This is a genomic window from Chryseobacterium sp. C-71 (assembly GCF_020911865.1).
Classification (GTDB): domain Bacteria; phylum Bacteroidota; class Bacteroidia; order Flavobacteriales; family Weeksellaceae; genus Chryseobacterium.
This window is the reverse complement of the sequence record NZ_CP087131.1, coordinates 2,889,346-2,903,183: the sequence shown is the minus strand read 5'-3', so window position 1 is coordinate 2,903,183 and position 13,838 is coordinate 2,889,346. Positions and strand designations below refer to the sequence as shown.

11 protein-coding genes and 1 tRNA gene are annotated in these 13,838 nt (G+C 35.2%); 5 read left to right on the top strand and 7 right to left on the bottom strand.

Going from position 1 to position 13,838, the window contains the following annotated elements:
- The first annotated feature begins 182 nt into the window (after positions 1-182).
- On the top strand, positions 183-1,349 hold the full coding sequence (locus LNP04_RS13285; protein WP_229983438.1) for a hypothetical protein: 1,167 nt from the start codon (positions 183-185) through the stop codon (positions 1,347-1,349).
- Positions 1,333-1,920, top strand: coding sequence for a hypothetical protein (locus tag LNP04_RS13280; protein WP_229983437.1), 588 nt, complete (start codon positions 1,333-1,335; stop codon positions 1,918-1,920). Before LNP04_RS13285 ends, LNP04_RS13280 begins: the two co-directional genes overlap by 17 nt.
- Here the strand turns inward: LNP04_RS13280 and LNP04_RS13275 are convergent.
- Together LNP04_RS13275 and LNP04_RS13270 are read right to left on the bottom strand one after the other, a co-directional pair.
- A complete protein-coding gene (locus LNP04_RS13275) occupies positions 1,872-2,444 on the bottom strand; it encodes a 5-formyltetrahydrofolate cyclo-ligase (RefSeq protein WP_229983436.1) in 573 nt (190 codons plus the stop codon). The genes LNP04_RS13280 and LNP04_RS13275 overlap by 49 nt on opposite strands.
- A 129-nt stretch (positions 2,445-2,573) precedes the next feature.
- Positions 2,574-3,929, bottom strand: coding sequence for a rhodanese-related sulfurtransferase (locus LNP04_RS13270; RefSeq protein ID WP_229983435.1), 1,356 nt, complete (start codon positions 3,927-3,929; stop codon positions 2,574-2,576).
- 284 nt (positions 3,930-4,213) lie between these two features.
- Between LNP04_RS13270 and LNP04_RS13265 the strand changes: the two genes are divergently transcribed.
- Entirely contained in the window at positions 4,214-5,746 is a 1,533-nt protein-coding gene (locus LNP04_RS13265) for a trypsin-like peptidase domain-containing protein (RefSeq protein WP_229983434.1), read from the top strand.
- Between the two features lie 67 nt (positions 5,747-5,813).
- Here LNP04_RS13265 and LNP04_RS13260 read toward each other — a convergent pair whose 3' ends face one another.
- The 3 genes from LNP04_RS13260 to LNP04_RS13250 all read right to left on the bottom strand — a co-directional run bounded on the left by LNP04_RS13260 (position 5,814) and on the right by LNP04_RS13250 (position 9,358).
- Positions 5,814-6,266 carry a hypothetical protein gene (locus LNP04_RS13260; protein WP_229983433.1) on the bottom strand — a complete coding sequence of 151 codons (453 nt, stop codon included), beginning with the start codon at positions 6,264-6,266 and terminating at the stop codon, positions 5,814-5,816.
- A complete protein-coding gene (locus LNP04_RS13255) occupies positions 6,266-6,646 on the bottom strand; it encodes a RidA family protein (protein WP_229983432.1) in 381 nt (126 codons plus the stop codon). Before LNP04_RS13255 ends, LNP04_RS13260 begins: the two co-directional genes overlap by 1 nt.
- A 123-nt stretch (positions 6,647-6,769) precedes the next feature.
- Entirely contained in the window at positions 6,770-9,358 is a 2,589-nt protein-coding gene (locus LNP04_RS13250) for a putative LPS assembly protein LptD (protein ID WP_229983431.1), read from the bottom strand.
- A gap of 54 nt (positions 9,359-9,412) precedes the next feature.
- On the opposite strand from LNP04_RS13250, the gene LNP04_RS13245 reads away from it, so the two are divergent.
- A complete protein-coding gene (locus tag LNP04_RS13245) occupies positions 9,413-10,705 on the top strand; it encodes an N-acetylmuramoyl-L-alanine amidase (protein WP_229983430.1) in 1,293 nt (430 codons plus the stop codon).
- A gap of 55 nt (positions 10,706-10,760) precedes the next feature.
- Positions 10,761-10,832: transfer RNA gene (locus LNP04_RS13240), tRNA-Glu, on the top strand.
- A gap of 68 nt (positions 10,833-10,900) precedes the next feature.
- On the opposite strand, the gene LNP04_RS13235 is transcribed toward LNP04_RS13240, so the two are convergent.
- Positions 10,901-12,643, bottom strand: coding sequence for an ATP-binding protein (locus LNP04_RS13235; RefSeq protein WP_229983429.1), 1,743 nt, complete (start codon positions 12,641-12,643; stop codon positions 10,901-10,903).
- The gene (locus tag LNP04_RS13230; RefSeq protein ID WP_229983428.1) at positions 12,643-13,767 is read right to left on the bottom strand and encodes a sensor protein KdpD; all 1,125 of its coding nucleotides are present in this window, start codon (positions 13,765-13,767) and stop codon (positions 12,643-12,645) included. Before LNP04_RS13230 ends, LNP04_RS13235 begins: the two co-directional genes overlap by 1 nt.
- Positions 13,768-13,838 lie beyond the last annotated feature (71 nt).

Genomic DNA, 13,838 nt, shown 5'->3' with positions numbered 1-13,838 from the left:
TAAATTAAATTTAATTTGTTAATATTGTTTTTTTAAATCTTTTTCTCTGTTCGGATATTTGAACAAGACAAAGGTATAGCAGATATGAAATTTGTTTATGAAAAATAATTGTAATACCTTTGTAAAACAGTTTTACAAATAAATAACACTGAAAATCAATACATTAATACTTTATTAAAAAATTGACTGATTTAGATTTACTACACTTTGAGCAACTAAAAAAGGACGTACAGGCTCAATATCTGAAAGAATACACTCCTTCCTATGATGATATATCAAAATGGAAGGGAATAGACATCATATATTTTCAGGAAGATCTCCGAAAAAAGGCAAAAGGTAACATTAGTGAAAAGACTTTTTACACCTATTTTAAAAATTCTCCAGTTACCAAGTTACCCCGAATCGACATGCTCACTTTATTGAGTGTTTATGCAGGCTATACTTCATGGTACGAGTTTAAAAAACAACACCTTTTCGCCGGAGAATTGCTACAAGATGAGAAAGATTTGGAAGATGATGAGCGCAGAGAATTAGAAAAAACAGTTTCAAGTGCATTAAATCTTCCCAAAACTGATTATCAACCTAAAACAATTGAATTTAAAGCACCCGAAAACGCCGTTTTACAAAAAAATGATACTGAAAACCAAATCATTGAACAAAAAATAGTAATTGAAAATTCTCCTGAGAAAACAGAGGTAAAACCAATAAAAAAGAACCATCAAAGAATAGCTTGGATTGCCGCTACATCAATTTTTGTGATCTTATTGGGACTTTTAGGTTTTAAAGATGAATTATTTGAGAAAACTTACACTTATTGTTTTACGGATGCTGACAGAAATCAAAAAGTACAAAGCAATATCGAGATAAAGGTGATTAAGCAAAATGAATCACCCGTATATTTCAGATTAAAACCTGGTGAATGCTTTCATTATCCTACGAAAGATAAGAACTTAAGGATGCAAATAAGTTCAACAGTATATGAAAATCTGGAAATCAACAGAAATCTGGAAAATGCTTCAGATGAAGAAACCATTGCTTTAAAACCGGACGATTATAAGATGGCAGTGTTTTATTACTCAACTAAAGATGTCTCGGGAAATCCGTCAGAGCAAATCACCATCAAAAGGCGTCAACTCGAAAACCGCATCAGCAACGACGCTGTTATTTCTCAAGTTTATGATAATGAAATTTATGGAATTGAAACTTTAGATAAGCAGAAATACATTACTTTAGTTACAACACCTACAACCTCCCTGAAAAACCTTTCGGTTATTGAAATGAAAAAGGACAAAAAGGGCAAAATAATTTCCATTAAATTTAAAATCTCAACCAATGAAAATAATCAATAAACTTTGGATTTTTGCATTAGTGATGCTCGTTTTCGCATCTTGTAAAAAAGAGGAACAGCAGACTATCAGCGATTTAGATAAACTAAGAAATAGCAGCAATCAAAAAACCTACCCTGCCGTGCAGATGGATAGCGTACAGGTCATCAACGGAATCACAACCCTAAAAGTTGAGCAATTATTAGAACTCACTACTTTATATCTGTCGGGAAGCAGAAATACGGAGATTGACACGACCATCTACTCTCAAATGCAGGGATATTTCCACAAACCGGACAGCCTTACATTTAAGCCTCTATTTAAAGAACTTGAAAGCCTTAAAGTAAAATCTGTGAAAGTAAATAATCTAAAGGTTTATAAGGAAATTCAGAATCAGGATACATTAGATTTGGCTAAATTTAATGTGGAATATTTTGACAGCAAAAACAAATCTATCGGCACATTTGAGAAAAATGCACAGTATACGTTGATCTCAAAACCTGTAAAATTTAAAAAAGAATTTCAGTTTTATTTTGTTAATTTCTATCAGAATCCTTTGAAAAAAGACAGTACTTCTGTAGGAGTTACCAGATAGTCTAAGGGAATATCATTTTCCCAGACATCATCAATCATATCATCGGGGTCAAAATAATTGACTCCGATTTTTTTTGAATCTTTGGAAACACTTTCAAAAAACTCATCATAAAAACCTTTGCCATAGCCTACTCTATTGCCTTTACTGTCGCAATATAAAAGTGGAGTAATGATAAAATCAAAATCAGAAATTCCCGAATCTTGATTTGAGACAGGCTCAGAAATTCCCCAATTATTTATTTCAAATTTTGTTTCATTGAAAATCTCAACAGAAATCAATTTAGTATCAACAATTTTTGGGACAAAAACCTGAATATTTCGGCTTAAAAAATATTGAATGAAACGTTCAGTTTTTATTTCGTTAAACTTTTCAATAGGAATAAAAATATGAATTTTCTGTCCTAAAATCGGTTTAAAATAATTGATGAAATTCTCGAAAATTTTCTCAGACAATGAAACAACTTTATCTTGCAACAGTGCTTTTCTTTTTTCAAGATATAATTTTCTGAATTCTGATTTTTTCATTCTCAAATTTATAAAAAATAGCGTTGAATCGATAAAACTGTAAGAGAGTTTCCCAGCTATTATAATAATTCACAAAAAAAAGTTGCCCTCCAAAGAACGCAACTTGTATATCATCAATCTAAGATTATTTTATCCTAAAATTTTATATATTTTATCAGACAAACGAACTCTGAAAGGTAACTCAAAGGTAATTTGGTCTCCTATTTTTGCAGTTTCACAAGAACTTCCATCCACGAAAATTTCCGTGATTGTAACTTCCTGTTCGCCTGTTGTAGGCCCTGAAATCAAAACTTTATCACCAACTGAAAGTTCGTTTTGTTCTATTAAAAACTGTGCAATTTTTGATTTTGTATAATAATGTTCAGCCTTGCCAATCAAAGATTTTTTGACAGCAATTTTTTGACGGATATTCTTTGTTTCCGCTTTTGCCAAAGGTTTATCTGGCAAATCTCCTGAGTTTTTAAAGGTTAAAGAATCAGATTTTCCTTTTCTGAAGACTTTATTTCCGACCTGCAAGCCTTTTCTTAATCTTAATTGTTCAGCTGCAGGCAAATGCGTTATTTCTAAGCATTCTGTCGAGCAGCAGTTTTCCATCGCCGCTTTACATTCATCACATTGAATGAACAATAAATGACAAGCATCATTAGCACAATTGGTATGATTGTCACAAGGTTTACCACATTGGTGGCACTGTGAAATAATATCGTCTGTAATTCTTTCGCCCAAACGATGGTCGAATACAAAGTTTTTACCTAAAAATTTACTTTCAACACCTTCTTCCTTTACCTGACGTGCATATTCGATAATTCCGCCTTCCAACTGAAAAACATTCTTAAAACCCCGATGCTTAAAGTAAGCGCTGGCTTTTTCACAACGAATTCCGCCTGTGCAATACATTAAAAGGTTTTTATCTTCTTTAAAATCCTGTAACTGTTCGTTGATAATGGGTAAACTTTCTCTGAAAGTTTCAACATCGGGAGTGATTGCGCCTTCAAAATGACCGACTTCACTCTCGTAGTGATTTCTGAAATCTACTACAATTGTATTTGGATCTTCTAATAAATTATTAAACTCCTGCGCTTTTAAGTGAATACCTTTATTGGTTACATCAAAAGTTTCGTCATTTAGTCCGTCCGCAACGATTTTGTTTCTAACTTTTATTGTCAGTTTTAAAAAAGAATGATCATCCTGCTCCACCGCCACATTTAATCGGATTCCTTTCATAAAATCATAAGCTTCCAACGTATCACGGAGTTGTTCCAGATGATCAGCAGGAATACTCATTTGGGCATTAATTCCTTCATGGGCAACATAAATACGGCCAAGTGCATCAAGTGCATTCCAGGCTATAAATAAGTCATCGCGAAATTTTTTGGGATCTTCAATTTTGGCGTACGCATAGAAAGACAAAGTAAGGCGTTGCTTACCGGCTTCATCAATAAGTTGAGCTCTTTCTTCTGCGCTTAAGGTGTTATACAGTTGCATGCTATAAACGTTTTAAGTGAGAAAAATTTTTGCAAATATATGAATTTCGATGGTATGACTAAAATGCAAAGACAGATTCTATATCATGTAAAAATGTCACTTTTTCTTTAATAAAATCTTAAGCTTTGTTAATAAATATTTTAACAATTATGATTTAATGTATAAAATGACACAATAGTCGTTAAATTTTAGTTAAAACAGTAACACAGCATACATATTGCATACTAATTAAGCATTAAATTTACATTCAGTAATACAAATAATTTAAACAAAGAAGATATACAATGAAGAGTACTTTAAAAAAACTTTTACCGTTTGCCGTTGTAGGGGTTATCTCAGGAGCTACTACCGTTGGCGTACAGCAATACTTAGGTCATGATTCTAATAATACTGACCAATCTTATTTTACATCATCCAAAAATGCCTCTTTTGTGGGTATGAATACCGCAGCAGTGGGTGACGATTTTGTAAAGGCTGCCAAAACGACAGTTCCGGCAGTGGTAACTATCAAAAATTACCAATCAAGAAGTACAAGCCGAGCGTCTGAACAAGATTTATTTGATTATTTCTTCGGTGATCCGTTTGGAGGAAGAGGTCAGCAAAGACAGAAACAGCAACAGCAACAAGCTCCTGATAATATGCCTTCAGGAATGGGTTCGGGTGTAATTATCTCGGCTGACGGTTACATTATCTCCAACAATCACGTTGTGGCAGGAGCTAATAAGCTTGAAGTTGTTTTAAGCAATAAAAAATCTTACATCGCAACTTTAGTAGGAACAGATCCGAATACAGATATTTCTCTATTAAAAATTGAAGAGAAAGGTCTTCCGTTCCTGAATTTTGCCAATTCGGATAATATTGATGTAGGACAATGGGTTTTAGCCGTGGGTAATCCATTAGGTTTAAATTCTACAGTGACAGCCGGAATCATCTCTGCAAAAGGAAGAGGAATCGGAATTTTGGGTGGACAAGGAAAAGCCACAAACCCGATTGAAAGCTTTATTCAAACCGATGCCGCTATTAACCCAGGAAACTCCGGAGGTGCTTTGGTCAATGTGAATGGAGATTTGATTGGAATTAACTCAGCAATTTCATCTACCACAGGATATTATCAAGGTTACGGATTTGCAGTTCCTGCTAACTTGGCAAGAAAAGTAGTTGAGGACATCAAAAAATTCGGAATCGTACAGAGAGGTTTCTTAGGGGTAATGTCATTGGATCTTTCAGATCAAAATCAAGTTACCAATTATAATAGAACTGAAAAAGCAAACCTTAAAGTGGGTTCAGGAGTTTTCTTGAGAGCTTTCCCTGAAAAAAGTGGGGCGCAAGATGCAGGACTAAAAGTAGGTGATGTTATCGTAAAAGTTGATGATATGCCAATTACAGATTTCGCAGACTTATCTATCTCAATTGGCAGCAAGAGACCTGGCGATAAGGTTTTGGTAACTTATCTTAGAAATGGAAAAGAAAACACAGCAACAGTTACTTTAAAAGATCAAAATGGAGGAACTACCGCAAGATCAAAAGCTGACTTGAGTGTTACTGAAAAAATAGGAGCAGAATTTGAACCGTTAAATGAAAGATTTAAAACTGAATACGGGTTAAATAGTGGTGTTGTCAGCAAAAATGTATCTGAAGGCAGCGAAATGGCTAAAATAGGTATCGTTGACGATTATATCATCATTGAAATCAACGGGAAACCAGTCAATTCTCAGAAAGACGTAGAAAAGATTTTAGATAAATATCAAGGAAATGTACAAGTGAAATTTGTAGATAACTTTGGAAGAATTTATACAAAAGGATTTAAAATGCCTTAGTAGAAATTCAGAGTAAATAAAAAACGCTGCGGTTTAATCACTGCAGCGTTTTTTTATGTTTAAAAATTTATCGATTATTCATTTTATCGGCGATTCGTTTTTTCTTTTTTCTTTCATAAATGATTTCTACAATCTTACCTCCCATCCACGCAAACGGGAAAAAGATAAGGAAAATAGAAATTTTATAAAAAGTAGGGTGATAAGGAAAAACAACAACATCAAGCATTGCTATAAACAACATGATGAAACCAATTAAAATCGCATAAGCAACTTTAGCATATTTAACAATAATAGCTGTAGCAACTCCGCCAACTGTACTTCCCAATCCTGAAATAAAAAGAAGAAAACCGAAAAATGCATCATTATTTTTCATGCTTTCCAAAAATCTTTGCCAGTGCTCGAAAGGCGCAAAAGCTTCAAAAGTCACCCATTTAGGGAAAGCTCTTATGCCCAGCGTGATAATAAGCCCTGCGATAACAAGACCTACTAAAACGGCAAATGTATTTCTGATAAAATTCATTAATCCTGATGTGCAATCATAGAAATTTCAATATCAACATTTTTTGGCAGACAAGAAACCTGTACAGTCTCTCTTGCCGGATAGCTTTCTGCATCTAAATAAGAAGCATAAATATCATTCATCACTGCAAAATCATCCATGCTTTTAAGGAAAATACTTGCCTTAACAACATTTTTGAAAGTCATTCCAGCTTCGGTAAGAATAGCCTCAAGGTTTTTCATTACCTGATGCGTTTCTTTTTCTATTCCTTCTACCAATTTACCAGTAGACGGATCAACCGGAATTTGTCCTGAGATGTATAAAACTCCGTTTGCAAAATTAGCTTGAGAATAAGGCCCGATAGCTGCAGGAGCATTTACAGTAGATACTATTTTTTTCATAAGTAGATATATTATTTTATTATGTATATCGCACTATCTTCACTAGAAGTGAAAATCATGCCGATTTTGACAAAATTTATTTCGGTTGCAAATATAAAATTTAAAATTAAATAAAAATATCGATTAGAAAGGTGGATTAGGCGATGTAAAACTTCGGTCTTTGTACTTCAATGCATCGCTTAGGATATTGGCTTTAATTCCGATAAAAAAGTCATATACTTTATACTGTCCGAAAGGCACCCAGTTAAAATTGATGGTGAAACTTCGCTGATCTCTTGAGAAACCGATTCTGGTGTACGCCAATTCTCTGGTCACCATATCGTAGTGAGTACTTCCAGTGATATTCCAAAATGGAGTTAGTTTAATACTTCCGTCTAAACCTATCGACGCAAGTCTATTTGGAGTTCTTGCCGTTGTTTTAGAATATGCATAGTTGGCATTGACATTCAGCGTCCAGGCCTGATCAAAATGGGCATAATTGTCATCATCGAAATAATAGTTTTCGTTTCTGATTTCCCCTTTCTGTTTGTATTTTTTGGCGTAATCTGTTTTCTCTCCAAACAATTCGCTGCTTAAAGGATAAGACAACTGAACATTGAATCCTTGTACGCTGAAAGCACCAAATTCTTCCGTTCTCACTCCTATTTCCTCGCCCGGAGCAAAGACTGTTCTGTAAGGATCTAAAGTCAAACTCGTATTAACACTCAATTTATTATCAAATAAAGATGTCTGCCCGTTGATCGATATGATAGACCAAGGGTGAGTTTTTGCAGCAAAATTATAATTCCCGGTAATATTTAATGATTCAAATAGTTTGACTTTTTTTATACCTGTGGAATCGCTTTTAGATTTTACCTTCATCTCGATATTATTCCCGATATTAAATCCTAAAGCACCTACCATTCCTGAAGTTGGCGCACCTACAATTCCGCCATCAAAAATTGAGTAAGGCGTTATCGCACCATTGGCATCAGAAAAGTTTCTGAAATAGCCGAATCCTGGCTCACCAAAATCCGGAGAATAGGTAAAGCCAATACTTGGTGACATCATGTGCCTTATCGCTTCAATTGCTGCTCCTTTTTTGAAATTTGCCTGTCCGTACAACTGCGTCTGGATACTTGCGGTGGTAGAAAAAGTAGAATATCCTGCAACTTTTTTGTTGACCTGATCAACTACTTTATTTTGAAGCGGATCATAGAATCTCGTCAGCGTTTTCGTCGTTAAAGCATTATCAATATTAGCTCCCAAACTGAAGGTGAAATATTTTGCAATGGTGGTATTGGTTCCTATCGTGATATTATTTTTAAGACCGGTCTGCATCTTATCCCACATGGCCTTGGTGAAAAGTTCGCCTTCACCAGTACTCACAAAATTGGTTAAATTTAAACCAGTATTAACGGTAATATTTTCTAATAAACCGCTTCGTACCCCCGTTTTTGAACCAAATAAATAAAACTGATTGATTGCAACATTCATTTGAGGCAATCTTAAATCTGCCAATCCCGTAGAGAAATTCTGAGAATAAGAAGCCGTTCCGGTAATTGTTGCAGGAAGTTTTAGAAATCTTTTGGTAAGCGAAAGCGTAGAATTCTGGGAAGTTCTCAGTACACTCTCATTCAAAATATAAGCATTATTGACCGTATTGTTATAAAACGTTTGGCTGGTAACATCCACTGATGCAGAAAAGGTTAAAAACGGATTCGATTTTGCATCCTGACTGTGTCTCCAAGCAATTCTGTAAGTTCCGGTTTTACTGTAATCATCTAAACCTTTAATCCCTCGAATAGTTGTCCCTATATCTGCCGAGAAGTTACCTGAATATCTGTATTTCTTGAGGTAATTCATTTCCGGACGAAGGTTCCAGCTTCCTTTTGTGTAAATATCTGCTAAAACTTTCAGGTCAAAATGTTCGCCGATAGGTTGATAATATCCTATTCCATTTAAGAAAAAACCTACATCTTCCCTTTCTCCAAAGCTAGGAATCAAAATACCTGCGGATCTTTTTTGCGAAAAAGGCAAAATAGCAAAAGGCATCACAAGCGGAGTCGGAACTTCTTCTATATACATCTGCACCGGCCCTGTGACCAAAGATGATCCGTTTTTACCTTTTACCATTTTTATGTGGGATGCACGTAATTTATAATCTGCTACGGTATCTTTCTTTTTTATAAAATAATCATCTGTCGTAAAATCTGCACGTCGCATCACGTAAACAGAATCGTTGTACTTTTTTGTCTTCTGAGCAACAATCACCCCCTCACTTTCTTCAGTTCTAGCATTGTAAGCTATTGCCTGCTTCGTTTTTGTATTGTAGCTAAAATCTGTTGTTTCGTATTTTTTTCCGGCTTGGGTAACCTGTACCAATTCTATAATTTTACCTAAAGAATCTTGTTTACCTCTGGCATAAACGGTACTTTTTGCTTCGTCAATTGATATATAATCTGCATCTATCTGCATATCCTGATACTTTATCTGAGCATTTTTGATCAGATAAATCATCTTTTTGGGAAAGTCTCTACGTTCTGTGTCTGCCTTAGTTTCGAATACATCCTCTAAGGCTTCTTTTTTTACAATAATGGTATCCTTTTTGGGGATGGTATCATTAACTACCTTTGTTTCCGTTAATTTTTTAGGAGATTGCTGTGCTAAAAAACTGTTAAAAATTAGGATAATTAAAATTTGTAATATATTTTTGAAGACGGTTTTGTCCAATTTTGTTTTTATATAATTTAGGCTCAAAATTAGTATAATTTTTAAAACTGTAAGATGTACACACGAAAATTTAAAATAATTTTAGCATTTCTCTTCATACTTTCTACTCAATTTGTCTTTTCTCAAAAAAAATTCACTGTTGTTTTAGACGCAGGGCATGGGGGAAGCGACCATGGAGCGAATCGAAATTATTCAGATATTGGCACCGTTTTGGAGAAAAACGTCACTTTGGCAATTGTGCTGAAATTAGGCTCTATGCTTGAAAAAAACAAAGATTTCAAAGTAATATACACCAGAAAATTTGATGAATATCCATCATTAACGGATCGAACCAATACAGCCAACCGAAGTAAAGCAGATTTATTTATTTCAGTACACGTAAATTCTTCGCCCAGCAGATCGGCAACAGCAAGGGGAACTGAAACTTTTGTACAAGGACCCGCTCAAAACAGAGAAAATCTGGAAGTTGCCAAACAAGAAAACAGCGTAATCTATTTGGATGAGAAAGATAAAGAGACTTTTGCTTCTTATGACGCTAGTTCTCCCGAATCTTTAATCGCCTTAAAACTTCAACAAAGTAAATATCTTGAAAATAGCCTAATTGTAGGAAGTTTTGTAGAAGGAAATTTTGAAAAAAGCGGACGTTTTTCAAGAGGTGTAAAACAGGAAAACCTTCACATTTTAAGAAGAAGCTCGATGCCTTCTATCCTTATTGAGACAGGATTTGTAAATAATTATGAAGATGCTGCATTTTTAAACTCAGAAAGCGGACAGCAACAAACGGCAGAAAACATTTACAAGGCAATCATCGATTACAAAAAAGCAGTAGATAGAAAAGGCGGCGTGCAGGCACCAACGAGAAAACCCGAACCTGAGAAAAAAGAAGAAGTTCCGCTGAAGAATGATTTCAGAATATTATTGATGACTTCTGCCATAAAATATAACGAAGATGATCCTGCATTGAAAGGCTTAAATTACATTCTAGCATTAAAAGAAAACGGAATTTACAAATACTACTACAGCGTAACCAATATGGCGTCTGTAAGAGACAGCAATATCAAAACTGCTAAAGACGCAGGCTTTAGAAATGCGTATGCGGTAGGATTTATGCCAAACCAAAAATTAAATGCCGGATATTACACCATCGAAGTCTTTACCGGAAAAGATAAATTGAGCGCCAACTCATTTATTCTACAAACTTTAAAAGATGTGGAAAGAGAGAAAAACAATGGTATGTTCTATTACACCTACGGAAAAGTGTCTTCTTTGGAAGATGCCGTAAAACTTCAAAAAGAATTAGAAGCCAAAGGGATTAAAAATACGATTATCCAGAAAGTGTATAAATAAGGAGAATAATTTTGAAGTGTAAATGTTAATTAATATTTTTGCATCCTCAAAATTTGGTCTATTCGTCTAGTGGTAAGGACTCAAGGTTTTCATCCTTGCAACAGGAGTTCGATTCTCCTATAGACTACACATCAACCAACAAAAGCCTTCCAATTGGAAGGCTTTTTACGTTTATAAATCTCACTATTGTATTTTCTAATCTTTAGTGCTATCAGATTTAAGAATAAAATAAAAGGTACTTCCTACTCCTATTTCACTTTCAACAGCAATTGTTCCGCCCTGGGCTTCAATAAATTCTTTGCTGATGCTGAGACCAAGACCTGTGCCTTCTGTTTTTGTCCCAGGAATTCTGAAATATCGGGTAAAGACTTTATTTAAATACTGCTCTTCTATCCCGCGACCGTTGTCTGTGACCGAAAATTTCACCTGATCGTTATCCAATTTAGCTACATTGATTTCAATCACCGATTTCTCATGCGAATACCGGATGGCATTCGATAAAATATTGTTCAAAACCCACGATGTTTTCTCGCTGTCTGCATTCACGACGGAAATATCCGAGGTAATATTCGTTTTGATGACAATCTCTTTATTCTCTGCAGCCGATTTATTTGCAGCAATGACATCTTCAATCATGTTTTGAACTGATGAAGGTTTTATATTTAATTGCACCACACCAGATTCCAGCTGAGTCATATTGAGAAGTTCTCCGGTAATTCTGAGTAAACGCTGCGTATCATCTTTAATTCCGGAAACCAACTTGCCTTGCTCCTCGTTGAGATGACCAATCCTTTCATTTTCCAATAACTGCAAGCCCATTTGAATGGATGAAATAGGAGTTTTGAATTCATGTGAAACCGTTCCCATAAAATGAGTTTTGGCTAAATCCAATTCCTTAAAAGGCGTGATATTTCTCAGCATAATGACCTGACCAATGAAGCGGCTTTCTTTTTCGCCAGTCGGGATAACATTGATGTCTAAAATTTCTTTTTCAAAATAATTTTCTTTCCCTTCTACAAAAATTTTCAATGCTGCTGTAGAATTTTTTGTCGCATCCGGATTAACTATTTCCCGGATAAGATCACGCACCAAATCGTTAGAAACTGCAACATCCTGAATGAGTTTTCCTACAAAGTTTTCTTTTTTTAAACCTGAAATTTTCAATGCTTCATCATTCACGAAGAGAACTTTTCGGTCTTCATCAATTCCAATCACCGCATCGTGCATATTGTCAATCAGAGTTTCAATGCGTTTTTTTCCTTTTAAAATTTTATCGATCCTGCTTTCAGAATATTCCTGAAGTTTTTCTGCCATTGTATTGAAAGATCTTGCCAATTCTCCAAACTCACTGCTGCTTTCAAACTGTACCCGCTGTCTGTAATTCTGATTGGCAATCTGATGAATACTCGAAGTCAGCTCTCGAATCGGATTTGAAATATTGGCAGGTAAATTCACCATTAAAATAAATGCAACTAAAAAACATAAAGTTCCGACGATAGAAATTACCGCAATTGCATTTTCTGCCGTCGTATTGGCAATTCCGCTTTTGATCTGGATGGCATTCATATTGAGCTGCATGAGCTCGGCAATATCTTTTCGGATGGCCGAATGTAATTTTAAATTTCCCTTATCAACTATCAGCTCCGAAAAATGATCATCAATATTTTGAGTGACTTCTTGTTCTCCACTTTCTGTAATATTCTGACGCTGAAGATTAAGGTTTTTTTGAAATTCTGACACCGCAAAAGGCTCGGTAGAAATTTCTTCGAGAGACAACAGCATATTTCTGGAGTACTGCAAGGTATTGTAGTTCGCCACAAGAATATTCTGGGTATCTTTTTTTAGCTGATAAATAAACCATCCACCCAAAGTTGACAGCACAATTATCATAAAAAACAGCAGACCAACTCCTGCATTAAGCTTAGTTTTTATTTTCATTACGACAAAATTACTAAATCTACGTTCTGTTTAGACAGTCTTTTGAGTAAGGAATTAAAAGTGTCTGTTGCCAGAATAATTCTCCAGATATCCAAATGTGGTTTTCCGATACACATCGTCGTAATATTTCTTTCTTCGCATTGCTCCATGATGGTCATTGCAATATTTTTACTTTGAATTTTTATGATTTCTGCGCCCAATTCGGTAGCCAGTCTGAAATTATTAATCAAATGTCTCTGTTTATTCAGCGCAATTCTGTCCGCCGATTCTCTGGGAATCTGAACATACAGCAAAAACCACTGACTGTTGTAATAACTTGCCAGTCTTGCGGTCTTCCGGATAACATTTTTTGCTGTCACTTCGTTTGAACTGATGCACGCAAGAAATCTTTCTTTTTTTAAAGTTTTTCCAGTGACAACTTCTGTTTCAACTTTCCTTGTAACCTGCGATGCCACTTCTTTCAGCGCCAACTCACGAAGTTGAAGGATATTTTCGTTTTTAAAAAAATTATTGAGCGCAGACGGTATTTTACTTTGGTCGTAAATTTTCCCTTCTTTTAATCTTAAAATCAATTCATCAGCGGTAAGGTCAATATTGACAACCTCATCCGCCGAAGCCAGAACGGTATCAGGAATTCTTTCCGCAACTTCAATTCCGGTTACAGCTTTTACCTCATCGTTGAGACTTTCCAAATGCTGAATATTGACCGCACTGATGACATTAATTCCTGCTTCTAAAATCTCAAAAACATCCTGCCATCTTTTTTTATTTTTGCTTCCTTCGATATTGGTGTGAGCCAATTCGTCAATAATCACGATTTCCGGACGCAGGACGATGATCGCCGGAACATCCAGTTCTTCCAGCTCTTTGCCTTTGTAAAATAATTTTCTTCGGGGAATAATAGGAAGACCTTCCAGCAAATCATGTGTTTCCTTACGATTGTGTGTTTCCACATATCCTATCTTTACATCTATTCCGTTTTGAAGGAGCACGTGAGCTTCCTGAAGCATTCTATAGGTTTTCCCTACGCCCGCACTCATCCCGATGTAAATTTTCAGTTTACCCCGTTTTGAACTGTTGATGAGATGCAGAAACTCTTCTGCAGATTTTCTTGATTCATTCATTTTAAATAAAATGATTTAATTCTACTCTAAGACCTTTATAAATCTTTTAAACCAATGAGAGATTTTTTAAT